The sequence below is a fragment of the Aporhodopirellula sallentina SM41 genome, from assembly GCF_000346505.1.
In the GTDB taxonomy this organism is placed as follows: domain Bacteria; phylum Planctomycetota; class Planctomycetia; order Pirellulales; family Pirellulaceae; genus Rhodopirellula; species Rhodopirellula sallentina.
The window spans coordinates 25,234-48,732 of sequence record NZ_ANOH01000077.1; the positions used below are offsets into that span (position 1 = coordinate 25,234).

A 23,499-nucleotide genomic window follows, 5' to 3' on the forward strand; every position below is an offset into this window, starting at 1 on the left:
CGCGGGGCACTCCAAAGAATGCCGCCGATTGGGACCCATGTTGTAGTCGGGGACCCCAAATTCGTCGAGGGTGACACCACCGGCGACGGGTGCGCAAAAGCCGTCCCCAATCCGCTTGTATTGCAGCCAGTATTGGCCGGAAATGGGAGGCGCTGATGCGAAACGCCTGCCCAAAAAGTCGCCGAGGACGTGTGTAGGGCTCAATCTACCGGATTGAGATTTTGGGCGGAATTGTCGGGCGAAGCGGGGACCCGGGGGAGGCTGATTTCGAATTGGCATCCTTTGCCGTGTTGGCTGCTGACCGAAATTTGGCCGCGGTGAAGTTCCAGGATGCTGCGGCAGATCGACAGCCCCAGACCGCTGCCGCCGGATTCCCTGCGGTTGCGATCGGCTTCGATTCGGTAAAAGCGATCGAAAATTTTTTCGAGGTGTTCCGCCGCGATCCCGGGGCCGTTATCGACGAGACGTAGCTTCGCTCGGGTTTCCGTGGCGTTCACAAACACCTCGATTGTACTGCCAACTGGACTGTGGGTGATTGCGTTCTGCAGGAGGTTGGTGATCACTTGCGCGAGTTGAATCTTATCACCGCGAACGAAAACCGAATCTTCGAATTGGGTTTCGACCGCGATCTGTTTGGGTTCCGCGAGCGGTAGCAAATCTTCGATGCTGTTGGTTGCAAGCTCCCCAAGCTCGACCGTGCTCCATCGAGGTGAAGGGTTGGCATCGAGTCGTGCGAGGACCAGCAGTGATTCGACAAGGTCAGTCATTCGCTGGGTGGCGCGTTGACAGACCGCGAGGGTCTCTCGGTATTCGTCTTCGCTGCGCGGTTTGGACAACGCGAGTTGTTGATGCATACTCATCACCGACAACGGCGTTCGCAGTTCGTGTGATGCGTCGGAGGTGAACTGCGACTGTCGTTGGAACGCCGACTCGAGACGGTCGAATGCATGGTTGAGCGTATCAGCGAGACCGGCGAACTCTCGGTCCATCGAATCGGTGTTGATCCGGTCGGACAGTTCGCTCGCAGAGATGGTTTCCGCGACGGAAGCGATTTGGTTGATCGGCGCGACGGCGCGACCGGAAACGATCCATCCTCCGATCAGTCCGACAAACAACAGCAACACACCGACGGCGGTTAATGTCCAAGCGAGTTCGTGAAGGTCACGGTAGTCTGTCCCGATGAAACGACCCGCCAGGATGGTCGTCCCGGCAGGACCTTGGGCATAGGCTTCTCGCCATTCGCCCATCCGACGCAGCAGAACGTAGGTGGACGATTGCCGCGGCGGGTAGATCGTTCCTGGTGGTGTTCGTTCGAACCTCTGCGTGGATGTTTTGAGCGACTTTCCGGTTGAATCCGAAATGACAAAGTACGGCATTTCGAAACGGTTGCGGACCCGGCGGTAAGCGAACGTGTCGGGAACGCTCAGGTTCTGCCAAGTTGCGTTTGCTCTCGAACTGTTGGTGTCCGCAACCGCACCCGGCGAGATCAACGCGGCGAATTCATCTTTGGGGATTGTTGCGAGTTGCGAGGTGAGGACTTCGACAGCGGCGGCGAGTTCCCGATCGGTTTCTCGCATCTTCCAAGAACTCTGTTGCCAGTAGGTCAGCCCAGCGAATCCGAACACGACCAGCGACAGGATCGCCGCGTGCCAGATTTGGATACGCAAACGGAGAGATCTAATTGCCAACGAAATAGCCTTCCCCGCGTCGTGTTTTTACGAAGTCCTTGCCGAGTTTTGATCGAATCCGTGATATGTAAACGTCGACTAAATTGGACATCGAGTCATGATTGTCGTCGAAAAGGTGGTCGTAGATAAACGTTCGTGTCACCAACCCACCACGCTTCATGGCCAGCAATTCCACCAACGCGTACTCGCGAGCGGTCAGTTCAATCGGGACGCCATCCTTGCTCACCAAGCGAGCGTTGGTGTCGATGGCCAAGTCACCCATTCGAATAACTGGATCGCGGACGTCATGGTGTCGGCGGATCATCGCTCGCACCCGAGCGAGCAATTCGGCGAGATCAAATGGTTTGACGAGGTAGTCGTCGGCGCCAAGGTCGAGCCCTTCCACACGGTCGTCGATCGTGTCGCACGCGGTCAGGAAAAGGACAGGCGTCGAGCGAGTGTGACGTAGCTGCGTAAGTATTTCTCGTCCGTTGAGATGAGGCAGCATGATGTCCAGGATGATCGCATCGTAGGAACCAGCCTTCGCCAATGCGAGCGCGGAGTTTCCCTCGTCGGCTTGATCCACCGCATAGCCGGATTCTCGCAGCGCTTGGCTCAACCCGGCGAGTAAGTCGGCGTCGTCTTCGACTACTAGAATTCGCATAGGTTCATAGGCGAGTAAACCATGTTAAGTAACCACGTTTCGGTACCGTTTTGCCGAACGCACGTCACGGACGCATAGGCCGTGACGAACGCCGGTCGACTGCTAACCTTTGGGAATCGGTTTTATGGAGACTCTTCGTTTTCGACAATTGTAACCGATGTAATCTGCCCGTTGGTTTCCAGGTCTTTGCTGAAATCCAGTTCGCATTGCAATCGGACGTTGTCGAATCCTGCGACACGTATTTCGGGCGTCGACAGGTACCCTGCCCCGCCGTCATCAATGCGGATACCGGCGAGTTCTTCGTTCTCGATCACGGGTGTGAGTTTTGCTTCGCGGTGTTGCCACAGTTCGCCGGACTCGGGCCGATAACGGTACCAATTACTCACCTCATCCAATCGGTCGTTCGTCACACCATGTGGTTCGAGTGCGTTCATCAGAACTTCTTTGTTGGCTCGAGCTCGTTGGGCGGTGGGATGGCCTCCGCGAGCAGGACGCACGTTGGAAAACGCATCCCTGAAAACTTCTTCGTCCACTCCGAGTGCGGCGGCGATGAGTTTGACCGGTCGTCCGCCGTCGCGAGGGTCGGTGTCGAATCCCGATTCAATGATGACGGTGCCTTTTGATGGAGATGCCATTTCGCTTTCTTCCTGGTTGGTTTGTTCCTCTTCGCAACGAATGTCTTGGGACAGGCAGCCACAGTTCCGTTTTCCGTGCTGACGCTCGCCGTGCATCCGACCACCGCGTTCATCCGGGCGGTCGAGTTGGTTCCATGCGATTGCGGTCGCGGAGCAACCGAGGAGGGCGATGCCGATTCCGATTAAGTAGCGTTTCATGTTTGAGGCTCGTTGTGATTGGGAAGTCACGTTTGTGGTGACATGTGTGGTGAGACCGATCGTCGCTCCCGAAGGTTACGACGAGAATGTCGCGAGAGGACAATCTCAGGTGATTCTGACATGCGAACCTTAAAGGAACGTGAACACGACGGCGTTTGAGAAAACTTTTTAGGATGGGATCGGATGTGTGCCGTCGAATTCCTTCCTGGTTGGTCGGGTGCGGTTTATAGTGCATGCTTTGAATGTTTGGGTTGGTCGAGTTGGATTCGAAAGGGTTGAGATGAAGTTGCTCTATGCAGTATCGATCGCGTTCGCGTTGGGGAGTTCGACCACGTTTGCAGCTGATTGGGATGCGTTTGCGATTCCGGTTCAACCCGGTCAGGGGCTCGAGTGGAAGTTGCAGTCCGTTTCGGATGACTTCGGTTATGATGCTCAGCCGATGAACAAACCGCCGGCGTTTACCGAACGATGGCGTGACTCTTTCATTAATCGTTGGTTGGGCCCGGGACTGAGCGAATTCAACTCTGGGCATTCCTATGTGACCAATGGGCATTTGGGGATTCATGCCAGCCGGAAGGCGGGGACAAAGAAGGTCTACGCCGGTGCGATTTCTTCCCGAGAGACGTTTCGCTATCCCTTGTTCGTCGAGGCGAAGGTCAAAATCAGTGGGCTCGTGATGGCCTCGAACGTGTGGATGCTCAGCCCTGACTCCACGCAAGAAATTGACATCATCGAGGCTTATGGCAGCCAAAGGGAGTCGCAGTCATGGACGGCGCAGCGGTTGCATCTCAGCCATCACGTTTTCATTCGCCGACCGTTCCAAGATTACCAGCCGACCGATAAGGGGTCGTGGTATTTTGACGGAACCAATTGGCGAAAGGACTTTCACCGAGTCGGCGTGTACTGGCGCGACCCGTGGCACCTGGAGTACTACGTCGACGGGAAGAAGGTGCGTGAGGTCTCGGGGCCGGATGTGATCGATCCCAAGGGATACACCTCGGGTGAAGGGCTGAGCAAACCGATGCACATCATTATCAACACCGAAGATCAAGACTGGCGTTCAGACGAAGGGATCACACCGACCGATGAAGAGTTGGCGGATACCAACAAGAGCATCATGTGGGTGGATTGGATTCGTGTTTACCAGGCGATGGAATCGGTTGCGAAGGATTGACGCCGGTCGTTGGCGGACCACCGCGATTGATCAGCCCGGAAATCGCCTCAAGGCTGTACACCAACGATTGCGGCGACGGAATATCGCCACGTGTTTACTTGAGTCCGGCGCCGGTGGGACGTCGGCCGAGTGCGCCTCGCACGCCGAGTTGACGTGGGTCGCGTGCAATCTTGTCGGTGAAGACACGCACATCGTCGAGGATCGGACGAACACGGGCCGTTGCGGCTTCGATGTTTTCCACCGTGCGACGGATTTCGTAGTACAGCTCGTCGTCTTCGAGGAGTCGTTTGAGCGTTCCGTCGGAGGTGTTGAGGGTTTGGCCGAACGTGTCGATTTGGAGCAACGCGTTGTCGACGTTCGCGAGGCTGCGGAGAACTTGGTCGACGAGTTCTTCGCTGCGACGTCCGATCGGTTCGGTGATCGCTTCGACGTTTTTCGCGGTTGCTTGGAAGCTTTCGAGTGTGTCGCCGGCGGTCGTTTTTAGTTCGTTGAGTGCTTGCTCGGCAACCGATCCGACTTGTTCGAATTGTTTGCCGACGTCGGCAAAGCTGTCGAAGGTCTTCTCGGTGGTTTTCAACGTCTCGGTTGCTTGATCGAGTACTTCCGGGAAACGTCCGATCGAGTCCGACAGACCGCGGCGGATCTGTTCATCACCGAGGATTTCACGGGCGTCGCGAATGGCGCCTTGCAGTTCTTCGAGCGTCGCGATGGCTTCGTTTTGTAGGTCGAGCAAAGTCGGTTGCGTGCCTGGAGTGCGTTGTGGTGATACGGGAGGCGTGAGTCCCTGTTGCAACGCGTTGGGTGGCTGCGTTCCTGGTGGCAGTACCTGAGAGCCAGGAGGTGCAAACTGGTTTTGATTGGGCGACGGGGCCGCGAACGCAACCGTTTGGATCGCGTATTGGGAGCCACCTTGCGGTGACGACTGCGCGACGAGGCGAACAGGACGTGCCCAAGACGGGCTCGGCATCATTTTGTTGGACGTCGAGGCGGCGTACGAGGATGGTGAGAAACCCGGACCCGCAGATGATTGACGGGGTACACCGGCAGGGAACGAGTTCGTCGGTGGGGCTGGAACGGGATCGATGCCGATCACGCCGCGCACGTCACGGACGAGAGTTTGAATGCTGTTCCCGATGTCTTGAACGGCATCGCCGGCGCCGCGGATGCTGCGGAAGGTCGATCGCATTTCGTCTTCCATTCCGAAGAGCAGCGAGAACGGGTCTTCGAGTTTCTGGCCGTACGCGAAATACTCGTCGTTGGAGTACGTGCGATCGATCAGGTCTTGGTCCTGGCCGAGCAGTTTTTGGAGTTCACGCGGTTCGGCTTTGCGAAACTCCAGTTTGGAGTCACCGGTGATCAAGGACCCGATCCCGATTTGTGGGATGTATTGGTGGGTCATTTTGTGTTCGGCATCCATCGCGAGCGTCAGCAGCACGCCGCCTTCGGGACGCAATTGAATATCCGACACGCGGCCAATCTTGACGCCGTCGCGCAGCACCGGTGAGTTGGTGTTGATGCCCTCGGCCGAATCGAAATACACCGTCAGCGTGTATTCCCGGTTCAGGATGGCGGGGAACGCACCGAACAGGAACGTCAGGATCACCCCGATCCCGATCGCGGCGATGACCAACACGCCGACGCCAAATCGCAGTTTGTTTTCGTCCATTGAATTACGCCGTTGCTCGAGACATTTCGCGAATGCGATCGCCAGCTTCTCCACGCACAAATTGACGGACCCGGCGGTCGTCGGCGTTTTCGAGTTGGCTGGGCGGTCCGTCGAATAAGATTTGTGATTGACCCTGGTCGAGCATCCGACGAGGGTAAAACATCATCACGCGGTCGGCGACCTTGCGTGCGGTGTGCATGTCGTGGGTCACCACAACACTGGTGACCGGATAGAGTCGCCGTGTGTTGAGGATCAGTTCGTTGATAACGTCGCTCATGATCGGATCGAGTCCCGTGGTGGGTTCGTCGTACACGATCAGTTCAGGTTTCAGCACGAGGGCGCGGGCGAGGCCGACGCGTTTCTGCATCCCGCCGGAGATTTCGGCTGGGTATTTACGGGCGACGTCTTCGGGCAGGCCCACCTCGATGAGGTGATTTCGCACCCGTTCGCGGACTTCATCTTCTTCGGTCGATGGTTCGTTTTGCCGGATAGGAAACGCCACGTTGTCGAAGATGTTCATGCTGTCAAACAACGCTGCATTCTGAAAGACAAAGCCGAACCGGCGTCTTACTTGCGCGAGCTGCGCGGGCGTGAGTTGATTCAGATCGGTGCCGTCAAAGAGAACGGTTCCCGTCGTCGGAGTTAACAAAGCCACCAACGTTTTCATGAAGACCGTTTTGCCGCATCCGCTCTCGCCGATAACGGCGACGGTCTGCCCACGCGTGATCGAACGAGTGATTCCCGAAAGGATGCAGTTGCCATCGAAGTCGATCGATAGGTTGTTGACTTCGATCAACGGCGCGCTCTCGGAAGCCGTGTCAGGCTCCGGAAGATCGTCTGTTGGTTCGGTTTCTGGTTCGTAGTCGTTCAAAACAGCATCGTTCCTTCCGGATAGATCATGAAGTAGATCGAATCCAAAACGATGTTCAAAAACAAATCGATTGCGAGGATCAGCACGAACGAGTAGACGAACGCAGCCGTAGCCGCCTTGCCGACTCCCTCAGCACCTGGTTGGCAGTTGAACCCGCGGTAGCAACTCACCACCGCAATGATTCCGCCGAAGAAAAAACTTTTAAAGATGCCGCTGAAGAGATCGAACCCGACCACCCCTTCGCGTGAATGGTGCAGGTACGCGGCACGATCGATGCCGAGAACAATCACGCTGTAAAAATAGCCGCCGACGATTCCCATGAAGTCCGCCATCACGGTCAGTGCGGGGATCAACAACAGGCATGCCAGAAACCGCGGCACAACGAGGTAGTGGATCGGGTCGGCACCCATCGTCGTCAATGCATCGATCTGTTCGGTGACCCGCATCGTTCCGAGTACCGCAGCCATCGCACCGCCGACGCGTCCGGCGAGCATGGTTGCGGCGAGGACGGGGCCGAGTTCACGGACCAACGAGGTGTTGATGACCACACCGAGCCGGCTTTCCAGACCGATGGCTTGGAATTGGTAGTAGCTTTGCACGGCGAGCACCATGCCGATGAAGGTGCCCGTCAACGCAACGACGGGCAGGCTGAGCACACCGACTTGATAGAAGTTGACCATCATGGTGCCACGTCGGGGCAACCGCGTGAACATCCAACCGAACATCTGGTATGCGAAGTAGGCGATGTCGCCGACTGACGAGATGCCTTCCACGATCGCTGTCCCCCACTGCATGATCCAGGCGTGCAGCGGTTGGGGCAAACGCGATCGTCCGGCATCCATTGCTCCGGAGGAGGGGCGTCGATCGATAGAAGTCGAGTCGCTCGACATCAAAAGAAAACTCGCCGTAAAAATCCCAGAAATGCTTCACTATCGCGTCGCGGCATCGCATCGTTGGTAGCGAAGCGCAGCGGTAGTGCACCTGTCGATTTTATCGGCGAGATAAGGGATGCGGGTTAGTCAAAATTTGACGAACTCGCTGCATTGAATCGGAATCGGGCGGGCTCAATCCGATTTGCGGTTGAAGAAGCCTTTCTTGGGGTCGCGTTTGGACATCCCGGCGCGGTCCATCAGCGAGCTCTTCATGACTTCATCGATGTAGTCGTCGTCGGCCGGAGGCGGCCCGTAGGCACCGAGCAATTGTGGGTCGTACTCGAGCACGTATTGGTGACGAGCGATGGCGACTTTGCAGTTAGGGTCGGCCCGTTTTCGCATGATCGGGCGACCGTCGACCTTGGTGCCATTGCGGCTGTTGAGGTCGCGGATAAACCAGTATCCGTGCTCCAGCGTCATTTTGCAGTGCTGGCTAGACACATTGGGGAAGTCCAGGCAGATATCGCAGTGACGGCGTCGACCGATGAGCAGTTTGTCTTTGATGAGCGGAATCGGATCCCCACCGCCTGTCGGCGTTAACTGACCAAAAGCACCGGCGAATTCGACTTCGTCTTCGAGACTCATGAATGTTCGTGCCCGTAACGTTTATGAGAAAAGTGTGTGAAACTGAACTATCCCCCCGATTATAGGTCGAGGTGGCAGTTTCTCCAGGGACCATTCTCCAGAACGCTTCTGAAAACCTCGATCTATCTGAATTTCGAGGCAAATGCCCGGCGGATCTTGAGTTCAGCGATCAGGGCTTAGTTGCGGTCGATTACGCGTCGCAGGCGGGCGGCGACGTGAGCGTCGCGTTCGTGATTGAGACGTTGGCGCAGTTTTTCGAGAATCGCAGGGTTGTTCGTCGTGGCCAGCGTCGAGGCGACGTGCAAACGGACACGGCGGTCGGAGTCATCGAGCAGCATCGATAGCCATGGGCCCGAGTCCAACTGGCTGGAGTGCACGAGCGTGTCGATCAACCGAATCCGGTCTTGTGGGCTAGCCAACGCGATCGCTGAGGCCATTTCGAGCTGTGCGTCCGAAAAACCACGCTGGACCAATTCCGCATTCGCTTGGCCGGCGAGGAGTTTGTCGGGATTGGCGAGATGGCGAATCACGGTCTCATCGGACAGAACCGCCATCGGGGAGTCCGCCAGGTGCGCCGTCATTTTGATCGGTTGATTGACCGGAGGCCGCGCCGCGACCACTTGGGAACCGGAACGAATCACGCGTGGTTCGACCGTGGTAAGCGGAACGGTGATGCCTTCGGGGACAGGCTGCAATTTTGCGTCGTCACCGGGGCCGCGTTCAGGTTGGTTCAGTTTGGAGCCGGAGCGTACGATCGATGCGTTCGCGGAACGGCCCGGTTCCCGCTGGCTCGGCGGCGGCCAGTCGGTCCATCCGGATTGGCGGTCGGTGGCGGAGAGAGCGGTAGGCGATGTTTCGCCTTGTGCGTGCTGGGGATCGATTTTCAGTCCGGATCGGGCGATGGTCGCGTTCGGCGATGTAGGCGGCGTCAAGACAGCCAACAAACGGTTCGCACCGGCGAGCAGGCTTTGCACACCTTCTGGTGTCTGTCCCCCTTCGGCGGGCGAGCCGGAATATTCGAGAATCGTTTGCCGCACCAACTCCCGGGCGCGGGCATATTGTCTCGTTGAAAGAGCGGACGATGCGTTGACTCGTTCGCGGTAGGTGGACGCGATCGCTTTGAGTAGTCGTGAATGGACCGCTCGTGCGGATTCCGGTTCGAGGGTGATCCAATCGTTTTGCATTTGCTGCAGCAGCGAGAACGCTGACTCCGATACCGCGTCGTCTTCCGCGATCAGTTTCTCGACGAGCGGTTCGACCGCGTCGGATCCAAAGCTAGCAATTTGGACTAATCGATTCTGTTTGGCGGTGGCATCGAGTTCGTCGAAACCGGCAACCAAACGCGACAGCAAAAACTGCTTTCCAAAGAACACTCCACCGAGCAACACCACCGTCAGAGCGATGATTGCCAACATCGTTTTTACCGCACGCAGCAAACGTGATTTCGCCGACGGCGTGCTCGATTCGAGTACCAACGCAAACGGGTTGGGCCCGTCATCTTCCCATGCAACGTCCGCACGCTTCCCGGCGGAGCGAGTGGGTGAGGTTGGGGCGTCGGAATCAAAGGGCAGCGACATGGCGGCGATTGTGCCGTCCACCGTGAAACCAAGACAAGATCAATTCGATTTCAATTTTGCAACCAAATCAGTGATTTGTTGGGCGGAGGTCTCGTGAGTTCGATCGGCAACCGTTTTTCGCACGGTTTCACGCATCCGCATCCGCTCGTCGGGCGAGCGCGACGTGTAACTCTCGATCGCTGTTTGCAGCGAGTCGACGTTACCGGGAGTGTAGATATAGCCGTTGATATCTGTTTGGACCAACGTGACGACCGCCTGAGCGCGACCGTTCCCGATGACAACGAGGCCCGAATGCATGGCTTCATCGACAACCAATCCCCACTCATCGCCGCGGGTGGGAAAGAACATCATCTCATGATCGCGGTATGCGTCGCGAATCTCTTCGGAGTTGACGTTGCCGCGTAAGTCCACGGTCAGATTCGTGGGCAACTGAGTTTCACGCAAGACCGGCATCAGCGGCCCGTCACCGAGCAGGGTCCAGTGGAACGCGACATTCGGCATCCGTTTGGCGACTTCGAGCAGTTCGCCGAGTCCCTCGCGGACACCTTTGCGGTCGATCAATTGCCCCACTGTGATCAGGCGCAGTGTGGAACCGTTTTCGCCCGCGACGCATTGAAGCGGGCCGTTGTAAATTTTGGTCGGGTCGGCCGCGTAGATCCATGGATACAACTGTTCCTTGGGCACGCCTAGCTCAACGAGCCATTCGCGACACTCGGGACCGTGATAGGTGACCGCGTCTGCAAATCGCAAAAGACATCGACGCTGCGTCCGGCGAAGCAATCCGGAACGGCTTGCTTCGATCCACGGCGACGTGCTGATCGCGAGGACGAGTTGGCAACGCCGGCGTCGCAGACCAAACCATCCCGTCGCGGAAGTGTAGATCGCCGAGAGGATCGAACGCATTCCCAGTTCGCAGGAGACCACCACGTCTGGTTTGGCGCGACGGAGTTGGCCGATGGTGTCTAAGGGGACATGAATATAATTCACGTCGCTGTAGCCACCGGGGTGGTGGTCTGTCTTTGCGTGCGTCCATGTTCGCTGCACGCGGAGATCCATCCCACCGTCGTCGGCCGTCCAGGCTCGGTTGCCCTCCATCGCGACACTGACGAGCAAGATGAGGTGGCGTGTTTTCTCGGACCATGATTGGCACACAGCAATCATGTTGGGGGCGAGAAAGTTCTGCAGGCACACGACCGTGGCGTCAACATTCTCGGCAGGTGCCGTCTTCACATTTCCGGCTGCGTTCCCGCCGGGAGCCGCGTCTCGCGTGAGTTGCGAATCGCTCACGCGGCATCTCCCGCGAGTCCGGCGATCGACCGAGACTCGGTGCCAGGCTGACTGTTGGGGGCGGTGACCATCACCGGATAGACCGAACAAACAAAGAACGCGATCGTCAGCGGGCCAGGAAACGTTTCCAGGACCGCATCCTCGGCGAGCGAGGCGATCACGATGAGGGCTGCAAGGGCCCGAATCAATAGCGCATTGGAACTGGTGACAAGGTACACGTTCCAGGCCATGAGTCCGAACATCAAGACGCCGCCGATGATACCCGCCGCGAGTGTTGCTTGCAGCACCGCGTTGTGTGTCGCCTGCGAGTGGTCAATCATCAACGTGGGGGCCGCGTTGAATCCGTGGCCGATGATCGGTCGGTTGCCGATCAGACTCGCTGCTTTCGCCCAAATCTCAGAACGCCCCGTGCCGCTGGTGATTTCTTCAGCATTTCCTGACTTCGAGAACTTCGTCAAGATTTTGTCGATGAATCGATCTTCGTCGCCTTGCATATAGATGGTCGTCACGCCGCAGATTCCGAGCACGACGGCAAACGACATTGCCAAGATGCCGGCACGACTGAAGATCACGTCCAAGTACAAAATCACGACGCCGGCCGCGCCCGCGACCATCGCGGTACGGCTGAGCGTGAGATACGCGGCGAGCGTGAACATCCCAACGAGCACGCCGGTCGGCAACGCGGGCAGTACGTCGGTACGGTAGAAGTAAAGCGTCAAGATCAGTCCGAGCATCATCGCTCGTCCGACCGCGTTGGGGTGAGCGGTGCCGCTGAGACGTTTGACGATCAAGCCGCCCTCCAGCAATTCCGGAAAGACGCCGTAGGAAGGGACAAAGAACCACAGAGACAACGCGATGGAACAGGTCACCGTTACGCCAGCGAGAAGAGCCAGCCCGACGCCGCGCAGTTTCAGCGTCAGCAATGCGGTGACGGTGAACATCAAGTATCCGAAATTGATCAGCGTCGTCGGCAGTGACGTGCTGCTGATCGCGATCGGGGTGGCCAAACCGGCGAGCAACAAAATCGTGATGATCGCGACGCTGGGCAACGTCATCAGGGTTTGACGTGTCGCGGTGGAGGTGAGCACCGCATACAGACCCAGCATGCTGGCCAACCCGGCGACCAGAAGTTTGCACGCCACGGTCGAGTCCAGTCCAACGGTCATTTTGGGAGCACCCGATGAAATATCCAGCGGTCCCATCACTACCGCGACCACGATCAATAGCCACATCGAAATCACCAACGGTGATCCCCACGAGGTTGTCGGCGCGGATGCCTCCGGTGGAGAGGACGCCTCCGGATGATGTGCGGCGGGAGCGGTCAAGCTAACTCAGGTTTTGAATTCGGAAGTGAAACAAGGCAGGCACAAAAGAATGTGCTGGCACGAAGAATGGTAGTGATTCGTTGTTCGTCGCAAAGAACGGCGTCAACGAGGAGAACCGTGGCGACCAACGCAGGAGCCGGGCTCGCCGAGTTCGCAAGCTGCATCAGCACTGACCAGCGGACTTCGCTCGTCCCACGACGCCGTGCAGGCATCTGCAACGTCATGCGGGCAACTCGAATTTTAATCGCCCGATGAATTTCTGCATCGTTCGCGGTGACCGAGTCGCGACGGTTTTCCGCCTCGTGGTAGGGATGGTAACGGGAGTCCGGCGTCATTCGCCCGGACCCATTCTATGCGAGATCGAGATCGAAAAGCCGCACCGCGAGACGTCGCCGAGCACAGCGGCGGTCCCGATTGCCCAGCCCCAGATGCTGCCCAGACGCGGACCAGATTGCGGCTTGGGAGCGACCCAGGAGTGTGCCGGAGGCGGGCCGAGTGGGGCTCGAGCCGACCCGGGGACGTTTTCCGGGGGCGACGAAAATCCATCGGATCGGGACAACAGGTTGGGCAGCGATCGGAATATTCGTCTGCGGCGGGTTGTGTGCGCGGAAGTGGCAAAATTGATTGCTTTGATCCCACCGCTTCACCCCCGCGTTGCCTTTCGCAGAATGGTTTCCAAGCATAGAATCCGGCCGAACGGCTGACTGATCGGCTGTTAATCGTGATTTTTCGTCGGTTTCCCACTCCTTTTCACTCTTTCCCGAAAGAGTTTTTCGAATGACCGCTCCGGCTCCCTCTGCTGCTACCGACCGCGTATTCAATTTTTCCGCTGGACCGGCGTGTTTGCCGGAGTCGGTGCTCCGAGAGGTCCAGGACGAAATGCTGTGTCTACCCGGTGCGGGAGCATCGCTGCTCGAAATCAGCCACCGGGACAAACTGTTCGTCGAGATTCTGCACGACGCCCAAAACACGCTCCGCAGTCTGCTCGGAATCAGTGACGATTACAGCGTGATGTTCATGCAGGGCGGAGCCACGTTGCAGTTCTCCGCGATCGCCGCCAACCTGTTGCGGGGAACCGGCAAACGTGCGGAATACCTGCTGACCGGATCGTGGGGCAAAAAGGCCATCAACGAAGCGAAGAAGGAAGGCGACGCGGTCGCGATCTTCGACGCCAAAGAATCCAACTACGACCACCTGCCGACCTCGGCAGACTACAGCGTCAGCGACGACGCGGCGTATCTGTATTACTGCAGCAATGAGACGATCCAGGGTGTCCAGTTCCAAGACGAACCGGAATGCCCCGAGTCGGTGCCGTTGGTCAGCGACGCGTCGAGTGATTTTCTGTGTCGTCCGCTCGATGTGCAAAAGTACGGCATGCTATACGCATGTGCTCAGAAGAACGCGGGGCCTGCCGGTGTGACCGCTGTGGTCATGCGGAAAGACCTGATCGAGAAAGCCGACGCCTCGGTGCCCGGTTACCTGTACTACAAGAACCATCACGATAACGACTCGGAATGGAACACCCCGCCGACGTTCGCGATCTACGTGCTCGGAAAAGTCGCTCGATGGCTGCGTGACGAAATCGGCGGCTTGGAAGCGATGGAAAAGATCAATCGTGAAAAGTCCGGCTCTCTCTACAAGATCATTGACGAAAGCGGTGGGTTCTACCGTGGGCACGCTCGCCCCGAGTGCCGTTCGTTGATGAATGTGACGTTCAATTTGCCGTCGGACGAGTTGACCGCGAAGTTCATTTCCGAGGCGGCGACGCATCGCTTGGCAGCGTTGAAAGGTCACCGCAGTGTCGGAGGCATTCGTGCGAGCATCTACAACGCGATGCCACGGGAGGGTGTCGAAACGCTCGGCCAATTCATGACGGACTTCCTCAGTCGCAACGGTTAATTCCACTGAGTCGATAACCCAACGGCGGACGAAACCGTTCGTCGAGGTGGTGTTGGCGAAGAATCCTGCGTCGAACGTTCGGCCTCTTCGCAAAACGGATTGTGTTCGACGGACTCCTATCCGTCCTTTTGTTCTCACCGACCAACCTATCTTTTTTCCCCACTTTCTTCCCATGCATCGCATTCTAGTTCTCGACGACATCGCCCAAGAGGGACTCGACCTTCTCGAAGCCACAGACGGTATCGAGTATGAGATCCGCACGAAACTCAAGGGCGAAGAACTCCGCCAATCTCTCAACGAATTCGACGGCGCGATTCTGCGCAGCGGTGTGAAAATCACTCCGGAATCGCTCGAAGGCAACACACGGATGCGTGCGTTGGTTCGTGCCGGCGTGGGAACCGATAACATCGACAAGCCCGCCGCCACGCGTCGCGGGATCGTCGTGATGAACACCCCCGCGGGCAACACGGTTTCGACCGCCGAACACACGTTCGCGATGATGCTCGCACTGAGCCGCAACATCGCACCGGCTCATCAGAGCCTGGTCGAAGGACGTTGGGACCGGAAGGCTTATATGGGGACCCAGGTCGCCGGTAAGACGATCGGGATCGTGGGGATGGGACGCATCGGTCGCGAAGTCGCCTCGCGTGCTCGTGCGTTTGACATGACGGTGGTTGCGTATGACCCGTTCCTCACTGACGATCAGGCTGAATCGTTGAACGTCAAACGGGTCGAGACGGTCGACGAAATGTTGCCGATGATCGACTACCTGACCGTGCACACTCCGTTGACGCCCGAAACCAAGGGACTGATCGGAATGGACCAACTCGACAAGGTCAAACCGGGACTTCGCGTGATCAACGTTGCTCGCGGTGGTATCTATGACCACGACGCGCTCGTCAAAGGACTCGAAACCGGCAAGCTCGGTGGAGTTGCCTTGGACGTTTACGAGAACGAACCGTGCACCGATAGCCCGCTGTTCAAAATGCCTGGCACTTGCTGCACGCCGCACCTCGGTGCGAGTACCGAAGAAGCCCAAACGCAGGTTGCCGTCGAAGGGATTCACCTGCTGATCAACTACCTCAAGACGGGTGAGATCCGACACAGCGTTAACGTTGCTTCGCTCGATCCGAAGACGCTCGAGGAACTCCGCAGTTATCTCAACATCGCTCATCGCCTCGGGCTGTTGGTCAACCAGTGGCACGGCGGTGGAATCGATCATGTCCGGTTGTTGTACCGCGGTGCCGTCGCCGGCAAAGACACTCGCGTGCTCAACAACGCGTTCTGCGCCGGACTGCTCGAACGAGTCGTCGAAGACGCCAACGTGATCAACTCGGAAATGTTGCTGCGGGAACGCGGTATCGAATTGACGGTCGAGCACAACAGCGATCAAGGTGCGTTCACGAGCAGCATCACAGTTGAGGTTTCTGGCAGCGGAAAGAGCGTCAGTGCCGGTGCCGCAGTACTCGGCCACGAGATGCCGCGTTTGATCCTCCTGGACGGTTATCGTTTGGAGTCGTTCCTCGATGGCCGTTTGTTTGTGTTCTCTCACAAAGACGTGCCCGGGATCATCGGCAACGTCGGAACGATCTTCGGCAACAACGGCATCAACATCGCTCAAATGGCGGTCGGTCGAGAAGGAAACGCTGCCGGTGGCGACGCGATTGGTGTGTTGAGCCTTGATGGCGATGTGCCTGAATCGGTCATGAAAGAACTGATGGCCATCGATGCGATCACGCAGGCGAAGATCATCGAATTGCCGGCCGCGGGTGAACTGCCGGCCTGGATGAGCTAACTCGCTCATGCCGATGACCGCCGCTGCAGGTTCGTCCGATGGCTAAAGCGATTCCGTTTGCTCCGCTGCGATACAACCTCGACCACGTCAGCTCGCTCGCTGAGGTGGTCGCGCCGGCGGAGTGTGGCGCCTGCGAGGACGCTATCAACCGTCTCTACAAACGGCATCCCGCGAATGTCGTCCGTGTTATCGCCAACCGTAGCGAGCCGGGGGACGAAGCGAACGACCGTTTCGAACGAGCGACGGAGTTTATCGAGCAATGGGTCTCCGAAGGCGTGCTTCGCCGCGACGATTCGGATGCGATCTACGCGTTTCGACAACGAATCGCCAACGGCGAGCCAAGCGACGAAACCTTTGGTTGGATCGTGGGCTTGAGGATCGACGATCTGTTGCCGGCGGACATGCCGGTTGGCGATGTGGATGACCTGCGGTGGATCGAGGCGACCGAGGTCGCCACTGTACCGGTGGTTGCCGCGTGCACTGACGCGGACGGGTCGGTGTTCGACGCGGCGTCCGCTGCCCTGCGGGCTGGAGAGGACGCAGCGGAATCGGCCGAGATCGAAATCGGGGACCTCGGCGTGATTGCTCATTCTCAGGTCCGGGTGGACGATCCAGAGACCGTGCGGGCGGTTTGCGAAGCGGTTCGATCGGGCACCATTCGGCTGCAGACGCGGCAGCATCCATTGGCGGCAGCCGTGAAATTTCGGGACCATTTGGCGGAGTCCGTTGGCGAATTGCCCGAGGACCACCCCGCGAATTATGTGCTCGCGATGTTGGTCGGTGGGAAACGCGGGGCGGCGGTAGCGGCTTTATCCGCGGAAGATGCGGGCGAATTTGAGGCCGAATTTGGGGACCGCCAGAGTCGTCAAGCCGAGGCGAGCGGTGGCATTGGCGGCGGTTTGCCAGGCCCGGTGCCTCTAGCGGGCTGCATTTTTTACCCGGTTGTCGCACCTTTCCGGTTCGACGCAAATATCGCATCTAGCTAAATTGGGATTGCAAGTTTGTGGGAGAATGCCGACGCTACCCCACTGCCGACCTTTGCACGATCCACCCAAACCAAGCCTGAGACGGTTCTGATGTCGACCTCCGAAGTAATGCCCAACGCTGCCGATTCCGCCGGAAAGACGGCGTCACCTGGAGATCGAGCGGCAGCGGAATACGATCCGATGGGCGACGAACTGCTCTACAAAGACGAGGAGTTGGCCGGTCATGACCCGCAACGGTTGCCTCGACCGGAGGCGACCGAACCGATGCAGGTGATGTGGGAATACGTGATCGTGCTGTCGCTCGTGCATGTCGTCGCACTGCTCGCCATCGTGCCGCCGTTCTTCGGCTACCTGTTCACGTGGCCCGCGTTCATTGCCGCGATTGCCGGTCACTTTGTGTTCGGAATGCTCGGGATCACGATCGGATATCACCGGTTGCTGACACACCGCGGGTTTACCTGCCCGAAGTGGTTGGAGCATACGCTGGCGATGCTAGGGATGTGCAATTTGCAAGACAGTCCCGCTCGCTGGGTGGCGATCCACCGGATGCACCACCAACACTCCGATCACCAACCCGACCCGCACACGCCGCTGGCGAGTTTCCTGTGGGGGCACGTCGGATGGGTCGTTTGCCGCCACCGAGATTTGGACCGCACGAGTCGCTACGAGCGATATGTTCGCGATTTGTTGCGTGACCCCTTTTACCTCAAACTCGAGCGGAAAGACGGCTGGTTCTTTGTCTTCCTCGCTCACGCGATCGCGTTGTCGGTGATCGGTGGCATCATCGGATTGGCGGTCAGCGGAGGCGACTGGTCGGTCGCTCTGCGTCACTACCTGAGTTGGGCCGTGTGGGCCGTTGCCGTGCGAACGGTTTTTGTTCTGCACGGAACATGGTCCGTCAATTCACTCGGTCACGTATTCGGCTACCGCAACTATGAGACCCGTGACCACAGCACCAACAATTGGTTGGTCGCGTTGATCAGCCATGGAGAAGGTTGGCACAACAACCACCACGCTTCCCCGCGTGCGGCCCGTCACGGCCACAAGTGGTACGAGTTTGATATGTCGTGGGGCGTAATCCGAATGCTCGAAATGGTTGGACTCGCCAAGAACGTTCAGCGTCCCAAATCAGTCACGTTGGCCGGAAAGACGCGCTCTTAATACGCGATTGTTTCGAGCAAGCGTGCAGCTATCGGTGTGCGTGATCAGTCGTCCGCTTGGACGATTTCTGCCATCAGGTAGCTCTTCAGGCTGTTGACGACTTGTCGGACGCAGGGGCCAAAGCTCGCACTTCTTCGATCTCGACCTCGCAGTGGCGTGATCGTGACGTTGATTTGCGTTTGCGTCAGCGAGGCACCTCGTATCCCGCGTTTGCCACGCGATTCACTGAGTCGAATCAACGTGTTGAACGTCATGCGGTGATCGGCGGCACGTCGGCCGTTGCCACCAGAAACGTTCAGACGCAGAGACAGCTCATTGCCGTGAACGTTAATGATTTCGGCGCGGTGGTCGGAAATGAATCCGCGGAGTTTCTCGACCGCGAGGTCCGTCGGAACGGGGGTCGCGAGTTCGAACTCTTGCTGTTTCCCGGAATCGTTCGACGTGAACCAACTGAGCCATCCGGATGGTTCGGATTTCTCGTTGGTGTCGACAAAGCCGCTGCCGAGTTGAACGACGCGGTTGCGACCGTTTTCTTTCGCCTGCATCAACGCGCGGTCTGCTCGTGCGACGATCGTTTCGGGGGCATCGCCGGTTTGGAATTCCGTGACCCCCATGCTGATCGTGACCGATTCTCCGTCGAGTCCCTTCAGCGGCGTGGCCGCGATGGCTTCGCGAATTTCTTCAGCGCGACGTGTGGCCGTGGCGTTGTCACTGCCGATCGCGAGGAAAGCAAATTCTTCGCCACCGTATCGGGCGACGAGGTCAGATCCACGCGTGTGGCTTTCGAGCACGTTGGCGAATTGAATCAAGGCCTCATCACCGGCCTGGTGCCCATGGATGTCGTTGACCTTTTTGAAGTGGTCAATGTCACACATGATCAGGCTGAAGGTGATGCCTTGCTGTTTGGCTTTGGTGGTGCTGTGCGTCAGGCGTTGGTCAAACTCGGCTCGGTTGGCGACTCCCGTTAAGGGGTCACTCGTTGCTTTCTTGTGCAGGGTTTGGATCTGACTCTGCATTTGTGCGCGGTCAGAGATGTCTCGCACGATGACAACGGCACCGCCGCCGTTTTCATTTTCGACCGGTGCGACGTGCACGAGGACGTCGCGTCCGGGCAATTCAGAAACAGGTTTGGATGGGGCGAGTTTGTCGCGGTGGTCGAGGATTTCGTGCTCGTCTGCCGAATGTCCCGAGAGCAACTTCATGTTTCGCGTGACCACGATTTGACGCTGCAGGCATTCGTTGACGGGACATTCCGTCGAATCGCTTTTGCCGACAACGGCGAATTTCAACTCTTCGGAATCCCAGTGAGTGCCCACGGACGCGACGGCGGCGATTCGCGTCATCTGTGCGAGTGAATCGTTCCAATAAAGGATTTCACCTTCGCGGTTGGTGAACGCGACTCCATCGCGGAGGTGGTCGCCGAGCGTTTCGTAGTAAAGCAATTCAGCGGCGATGGAGCTTTCGATCGACGATGATCTTCCCGAGGTTGTGTCGAAAATCGAAGCAAGCGTTTGGTTGTTCTCGGACGCACCGGCCATCGCAGCGTGTGCGTGGTGACTGCCAACGGGTTTGCCGAGCAGGTTGTGGGATGTGTTTTGAAGCTGTTGCAACCAACGATCGACAACACAGCCATGCAGCATCTCAGGACGCTTCTCGAGCATCGTTGCGAAGTCGCGGGTGAGTTCGGGGTCGAACTGGGTGTTGCTGCCGCGGAACAATTCCTGCAAGGCGCGTTCGCGGCTCATCGCGCCGCGATAAACCTGGTCGGTCGTCATCGCGTCGAACGCACCTGCGACGGAGAGCATGCGTGCACCGAGTGGAAGTGCATCGCCACGAACCGTGTCGTCCTGGCGTCGGGATTCAAACCACGTTCCGTTGTAACGAACGATTTCGAGCAGGCTTTGGTCGTCAGTGCAGCCGCGGAGGATCTCGCACCCCAATTCGGCACAACAGTCCATGGTCATCTGTTCTTCGACCGTCAGTTTTCCGGGCTTGCGCAGAATGCGATCGGGGATGCCGATTTTGCCGATGTCGTGCAGCAAAGCGGCGACTTCGATTCGGTCGCGTTCCTCATCGCTGAGGCCGAGTCGCTCGCACCATGCCGAACAGGAGAGTGCGACGCGAAGACTGTGTGCGGCGGTGGGGGCGTGTTTGGTACGGAGTGCGTAGAACAGTGACGTCGCCATGCCCAGCCGGACCATCGCCAACCGGTTTTCGTACATCCGGGCCATCGCCGCATCGCCCGCCGTATCTTGGCTGGAGGACGCGTCGGTTGGCTCTTCGCCGCGAGAACCGGAGTCGTCTTGATGAGGAGGGGCTTCGGCACCGTGGTGAAGTGCCGCCAATTCACCCGTGGCCGCATCGCCGAGGCCGACGAGCAGTTCGCTCAGGCGTGTCGCTGATTGACCGGCATTGCAGTCGTCCGTCGCGGGGGCCGCGACAGGAAAGACAGTGGATGGTGACTGCGTAAGTGCGTCTGCAACGTGATCGTTCATGGAAGTGTGGAGCAGAGAATGCGGATAATCAGGACGTCGGTGAAAGCCTAGGTCATGTCGACGGCGCGCGAAAAAATAATCCGCCTGCGACATTTGGGAACTGAACCGAACATCCCCCCGATCGGCGTCAAATCCCCCACTATTCGCTTACCTGAAACAAGTGGCATAGCCCGAACGGGCCGGATTATCGCTTCTATCGAACCAAAACTTGCTCTCAAGGCCACGTCGACTTACTATGCATCGTTAGCGGCGGGGGCCAAAAGTGTTACAAACCGATGCGATGCAAGGCGGGACAGGATCCTCCGTTTTACATCGTTACTCCGCCTCGACTCTTCTTCATCCTCGCGAGCCACCCACGTGAGCCTTTCCGACGTCGATCGACTTCTACTAGAACGTTGCCTCAACCGCGAACCGCGGGCGTGGCAGAATTTCGTCGATCGGTTCGTGGGGCTCGTTGTTCATGTCGTGCATCGCACCACTACCGGGCGCGGGATCTCGATCGATGAATCCACCCGCGACGACTATGTCGCGGAAGTCTTTATGGTCCTGGTTCGGCATGATTTTGCCGTGCTGCGAAGGTTCCGCCGACATTGTTCACTGGCCACTTATTTGACCGTGATCGCGAGACGAGTCGTCGTCCGGCGTCTGCAGCAACAACAACGAGAAGCGATGGCGGAGGCGAGCGGTTCCGCGGATGCGTCGGTCGTCAACGGCAAGCACGCGAGCCCTTCGGACGCGGATATCCAGCGGATCGAAGACACCGAAGAGGTGGAACACCTGATGACGCGTTTGGACCCGCGGGAAGCCAACGTGGTGAGAATGTATCACCTCGAAGGAAAGTCGTATCAGGAGATCAGCCAAGCGGTTGGCGTGAGTGAAAACACGATCGGACCGCTGCTGCATCGGGCTCGTCAGAAGATGAACCCGAGCTGATTCACTCGGGCGAATCCCAGGTATTCCCACACACCTTCGTTTTCGGGAAGGCTGTCGTGGATCTTGTGAAAGATCCACTACCCGAACATGGAGCCAACAAAAACGACTAAGGCGTCGATCCGGCGTCGCCACGGTATTCGTTGATCCAGCTTTGGATCCGATCGCCGCTCATGTAGCCGATCTCTTCCGAGAGGATTTCGCCGTTGCGCACCAAGAGCAGTTTGGGAATGCTCGAGATGTCGTAGCGTTGGGCTAGCTCGGGATTTTCATCGACATCAATCTTGAGCACTTCGACGTCATCGGGCAGTTGGCCCGCGAGTGTTTTGAGTTCTTGATCGACTTCGCGACAAGGGGGACACCAAGTCGCGCCGAACTTGACGAGTACAATCTTGTCCTGGTTGATGGTCTGCTCGAATCGGTTTTGAGTAACGGGATCTGCTGGTTCGGCGGGAGCCGGAGGTTTGCATCCGATGCTCGCCACAATAACAAAACTAGCAAGAACGAGACTCGTGAGAACCGCGGGCAGCCTGGAGCGGTGGGGTGCGGTGTTGATCATCTTTCGGGTATCCAAAGGCGGGGGGATTCAAATTCGATGAAGTGCCAACACCGAATCTTACCTGATTGTAATGGGCGTTGTTGCCTTGTTTCCGCCGGATTAGGCAGCAACGCTCCTCTGGTTGACGTTGGCTGCAGTCGGCGGTGGCATTCACTGGCGTTGGAGTTGTGCCGCGGTAATCCCACGTCGGGCGAACCTGTGCGGCACCGACAATGCGGTTCGTGTGATGCAAAGCCGGTGCCATCGGACGCAAGTGGTGCGTCCCGTGCAGATCAGTTCGATTTCTTGAGGTATTGATCCATCATCGTCCAACCTGGATCAAAGATGAGCCCTGACGCGGCGGCAGTGGTTTCATCGTAGGCGGCCGTGTCATCGGCTGAGACTCCGCTGCCCGCCATCACCAACGGTACCGGGCCGTGCGTGTGCTTCTTGGTGCGGCAGAATGTCGGGTGATCGGGTAGGATGAGGATCTTCGCGTCTGTGCGGTTTTGGACCACCTTCCACAACGGGGCAACGATGTGCTCGTCGATTTGTTGAAGGGCCTCGACCTTGGCGTCGGCGCGTCCTTCGTGCGAGGCCTCATCGGGAGCTTCGATATGCACGCAAACGATGTCGTATTTTTCGATCGCTTCCACGGCGGCCTTGCCTTTGCCGGCGTAGTTGGTGTCGAGGTAGCCGGTGGCTCCTTCGACTTCGATGCGGTCCCAACCGGCCAGGGAAGCGAGGCCTCGCAGCAGATCGACTGCGGTGATCATTACCCCTTGCAGGCCGTATCGATCGTTGAACGTTGGCAATCCCGGTGCCCCTCCGCTGCCCCACAACCAGACGTTCGTGGCGACTTTCTTACCGGCCGATTTTCGCGATTGATTGATTGGGTGGTCGGCCAGGATATCTGCCGACGCGCTCATCAGTGAGACAAGGATGTCGCTGCCCGGTCCGCGCGGGAAATCATCAGCAACCGAAAGATCGGTCAGGTCGTGTGGCGCCGAGGTGCGAGTCGACGGCGTGAACGGCGACGGGGGATCCGCGTCACCACGGTAGATCAACAAATTGCGATAGCTGACACCGGGAACAAATTTCAATCGACTCGCTA

20 protein-coding genes are annotated in these 23,499 nt (G+C 58.1%); 6 read left to right on the forward strand and 14 right to left on the reverse strand.

Translation table 11 applies throughout. The annotated features are described in order from the left end of the window. Nucleotides 1-200: 200 nt before the first annotated feature. The 3 genes from RSSM_RS04305 to RSSM_RS04315 form a co-directional block, all read right to left on the reverse strand. A complete protein-coding gene (locus RSSM_RS04305) occupies nucleotides 201-1,667 on the reverse strand; it encodes a sensor histidine kinase (RefSeq protein WP_008674927.1) in 1,467 nt (488 codons plus the stop codon). A gap of 10 nt (nucleotides 1,668-1,677) precedes the next feature. Next, nucleotides 1,678-2,331 carry a response regulator transcription factor gene (locus RSSM_RS04310; protein WP_008674928.1) on the reverse strand — a complete coding sequence of 218 codons (654 nt, stop codon included), beginning with the start codon at nucleotides 2,329-2,331 and terminating at the stop codon, nucleotides 1,678-1,680. Nucleotides 2,332-2,453: 122 nt separating this feature from the next. Next, the gene (locus RSSM_RS04315; protein WP_008674930.1) at nucleotides 2,454-3,164 is read right to left on the reverse strand and encodes a hypothetical protein; all 711 of its coding nucleotides are present in this window, start codon (nucleotides 3,162-3,164) and stop codon (nucleotides 2,454-2,456) included. 280 nt (nucleotides 3,165-3,444) lie between these two features. Here RSSM_RS04315 and RSSM_RS04320 point away from each other — a divergent pair, with 280 nt between their 5' ends. Then, nucleotides 3,445-4,338 (forward strand): family 16 glycosylhydrolase, encoded by an 894-nt coding sequence (locus RSSM_RS04320; protein WP_044301075.1) that lies wholly within the window; start codon nucleotides 3,445-3,447, stop codon nucleotides 4,336-4,338. Between the two features lie 94 nt (nucleotides 4,339-4,432). Here RSSM_RS04320 and RSSM_RS04325 read toward each other — a convergent pair whose 3' ends face one another. From RSSM_RS04325 to RSSM_RS04360, 8 genes are all read right to left on the reverse strand, one after another. Next, nucleotides 4,433-6,004: an MlaD family protein gene (locus RSSM_RS04325; protein WP_008674932.1), complete on the reverse strand. Its 1,572-nt coding sequence runs from the start codon at nucleotides 6,002-6,004 to the stop codon at nucleotides 4,433-4,435. A gap of 4 nt (nucleotides 6,005-6,008) precedes the next feature. Beyond that, the gene (locus RSSM_RS04330; protein ID WP_173403133.1) at nucleotides 6,009-6,800 is read right to left on the reverse strand and encodes an ABC transporter ATP-binding protein; all 792 of its coding nucleotides are present in this window, start codon (nucleotides 6,798-6,800) and stop codon (nucleotides 6,009-6,011) included. 71 nt (nucleotides 6,801-6,871) lie between these two features. Next, the gene (locus tag RSSM_RS04335) at nucleotides 6,872-7,717 is read right to left on the reverse strand and encodes an MlaE family ABC transporter permease (RefSeq protein ID WP_085979980.1); all 846 of its coding nucleotides are present in this window, start codon (nucleotides 7,715-7,717) and stop codon (nucleotides 6,872-6,874) included. Between the two features lie 222 nt (nucleotides 7,718-7,939). Further along, the gene (locus RSSM_RS04340; protein WP_008674936.1) at nucleotides 7,940-8,392 is read right to left on the reverse strand and encodes an FHA domain-containing protein; all 453 of its coding nucleotides are present in this window, start codon (nucleotides 8,390-8,392) and stop codon (nucleotides 7,940-7,942) included. A gap of 176 nt (nucleotides 8,393-8,568) precedes the next feature. After that, entirely contained in the window at nucleotides 8,569-9,969 is a 1,401-nt protein-coding gene (locus RSSM_RS04345) for a HEAT repeat domain-containing protein (protein ID WP_236620929.1), read from the reverse strand. Between the two features lie 39 nt (nucleotides 9,970-10,008). Beyond that, nucleotides 10,009-10,872, reverse strand: a complete 864-nt coding sequence (locus RSSM_RS04350) for a glycosyltransferase family 4 protein (protein WP_390174043.1) — start codon at nucleotides 10,870-10,872, stop codon at nucleotides 10,009-10,011. A gap of 380 nt (nucleotides 10,873-11,252) precedes the next feature. Next, a complete protein-coding gene (locus RSSM_RS04355; RefSeq protein ID WP_008674939.1) occupies nucleotides 11,253-12,581 on the reverse strand; it encodes an O-antigen ligase family protein in 1,329 nt (442 codons plus the stop codon). After that, on the reverse strand, nucleotides 12,578-12,916 hold the full coding sequence (locus tag RSSM_RS04360; RefSeq protein WP_008674940.1) for a hypothetical protein: 339 nt from the start codon (nucleotides 12,914-12,916) through the stop codon (nucleotides 12,578-12,580). Before RSSM_RS04360 ends, RSSM_RS04355 begins: the two co-directional genes overlap by 4 nt. A gap of 442 nt (nucleotides 12,917-13,358) precedes the next feature. On the opposite strand from RSSM_RS04360, the gene serC reads away from it, so the two are divergent. The 4 genes from serC to RSSM_RS04385 all read left to right on the forward strand — a co-directional run bounded on the left by serC (nucleotide 13,359) and on the right by RSSM_RS04385 (nucleotide 18,422). After that, on the forward strand, nucleotides 13,359-14,480 hold the full coding sequence (gene serC, locus RSSM_RS04370; RefSeq protein ID WP_081613687.1) for a 3-phosphoserine/phosphohydroxythreonine transaminase: 1,122 nt from the start codon (nucleotides 13,359-13,361) through the stop codon (nucleotides 14,478-14,480). A 172-nt stretch (nucleotides 14,481-14,652) separates the two neighbouring features. After that, nucleotides 14,653-16,275, forward strand: a complete 1,623-nt coding sequence (serA, locus tag RSSM_RS04375) for a phosphoglycerate dehydrogenase (protein ID WP_044301080.1) — start codon at nucleotides 14,653-14,655, stop codon at nucleotides 16,273-16,275. A gap of 38 nt (nucleotides 16,276-16,313) precedes the next feature. Further along, complete coding sequence (locus tag RSSM_RS04380; protein ID WP_008674945.1) at nucleotides 16,314-17,261, forward strand: DUF1015 family protein; 948 nt, start codon at nucleotides 16,314-16,316, stop codon at nucleotides 17,259-17,261. A gap of 90 nt (nucleotides 17,262-17,351) precedes the next feature. After that, nucleotides 17,352-18,422 (forward strand): acyl-CoA desaturase, encoded by a 1,071-nt coding sequence (locus RSSM_RS04385; protein ID WP_008674946.1) that lies wholly within the window; start codon nucleotides 17,352-17,354, stop codon nucleotides 18,420-18,422. A 44-nt stretch (nucleotides 18,423-18,466) separates the two neighbouring features. On the opposite strand, the gene RSSM_RS04390 is transcribed toward RSSM_RS04385, so the two are convergent. Continuing rightward, the gene (locus tag RSSM_RS04390; RefSeq protein WP_008674947.1) at nucleotides 18,467-20,917 is read right to left on the reverse strand and encodes a sensor domain-containing diguanylate cyclase/phosphohydrolase; all 2,451 of its coding nucleotides are present in this window, start codon (nucleotides 20,915-20,917) and stop codon (nucleotides 18,467-18,469) included. Nucleotides 20,918-21,274: 357 nt separating this feature from the next. Here RSSM_RS04390 and RSSM_RS04395 point away from each other — a divergent pair, with 357 nt between their 5' ends. Continuing rightward, a complete protein-coding gene (locus RSSM_RS04395; protein ID WP_044301082.1) occupies nucleotides 21,275-21,850 on the forward strand; it encodes an RNA polymerase sigma factor in 576 nt (191 codons plus the stop codon). A gap of 106 nt (nucleotides 21,851-21,956) precedes the next feature. Here the strand turns inward: RSSM_RS04395 and RSSM_RS04400 are convergent, their stop codons facing one another. Both RSSM_RS04400 and RSSM_RS04405 read right to left on the reverse strand, forming a co-directional pair. Then, nucleotides 21,957-22,406: a thioredoxin family protein gene (locus RSSM_RS04400; protein WP_063709011.1), complete on the reverse strand. Its 450-nt coding sequence runs from the start codon at nucleotides 22,404-22,406 to the stop codon at nucleotides 21,957-21,959. Between the two features lie 272 nt (nucleotides 22,407-22,678). Next, a partial coding sequence (locus RSSM_RS04405) for an alkaline phosphatase family protein (RefSeq protein ID WP_044301099.1) occupies nucleotides 22,679-23,499 on the reverse strand: 821 nt, incomplete at its 5' end.

What these genes read in the sequence shown, in the direction of transcription:
- RSSM_RS04310 (WP_008674928.1), bottom strand. Translation starts at nt 2,331, where the DNA reads ATGCGAATTCTAGTAGTCGAAGACGACGCCGACTTACTCGCCGGGTTG.
- RSSM_RS04315 (WP_008674930.1), bottom strand. Translation starts at nt 3,164, where the DNA reads ATGAAACGCTACTTAATCGGAATCGGCATCGCCCTCCTCGGTTGCTCC.
- RSSM_RS04320 (WP_044301075.1), top strand. Translation starts at nt 3,445, where the DNA reads ATGAAGTTGCTCTATGCAGTATCGATCGCGTTCGCGTTGGGGAGTTCG.
- RSSM_RS04325 (WP_008674932.1), bottom strand. Translation starts at nt 6,004, where the DNA reads ATGGACGAAAACAAACTGCGATTTGGCGTCGGCGTGTTGGTCATCGCC.
- RSSM_RS04335 (WP_085979980.1), bottom strand. Translation starts at nt 7,717, where the DNA reads ATGGATGCCGGACGATCGCGTTTGCCCCAACCGCTGCACGCCTGGATC.
- RSSM_RS04340 (WP_008674936.1), bottom strand. Translation starts at nt 8,392, where the DNA reads ATGAGTCTCGAAGACGAAGTCGAATTCGCCGGTGCTTTTGGTCAGTTA.
- RSSM_RS04345 (WP_236620929.1), bottom strand. Translation starts at nt 9,969, where the DNA reads ATGTCGCTGCCCTTTGATTCCGACGCCCCAACCTCACCCACTCGCTCC.
- RSSM_RS04350 (WP_390174043.1), bottom strand. Translation starts at nt 10,872, where the DNA reads ATGCGTTCGATCCTCTCGGCGATCTACACTTCCGCGACGGGATGGTTT.
- RSSM_RS04360 (WP_008674940.1), bottom strand. Translation starts at nt 12,916, where the DNA reads ATGACGCCGGACTCCCGTTACCATCCCTACCACGAGGCGGAAAACCGT.
- serC (WP_081613687.1), top strand. Translation starts at nt 13,359, where the DNA reads ATGACCGCTCCGGCTCCCTCTGCTGCTACCGACCGCGTATTCAATTTT.
- serA (WP_044301080.1), top strand. Translation starts at nt 14,653, where the DNA reads ATGCATCGCATTCTAGTTCTCGACGACATCGCCCAAGAGGGACTCGAC.
- RSSM_RS04380 (WP_008674945.1), top strand. Translation starts at nt 16,314, where the DNA reads ATGGCTAAAGCGATTCCGTTTGCTCCGCTGCGATACAACCTCGACCAC.
- RSSM_RS04385 (WP_008674946.1), top strand. Translation starts at nt 17,352, where the DNA reads ATGTCGACCTCCGAAGTAATGCCCAACGCTGCCGATTCCGCCGGAAAG.
- RSSM_RS04390 (WP_008674947.1), bottom strand. Translation starts at nt 20,917, where the DNA reads ATGAACGATCACGTTGCAGACGCACTTACGCAGTCACCATCCACTGTC.
- RSSM_RS04400 (WP_063709011.1), bottom strand. Translation starts at nt 22,406, where the DNA reads ATGATCAACACCGCACCCCACCGCTCCAGGCTGCCCGCGGTTCTCACG.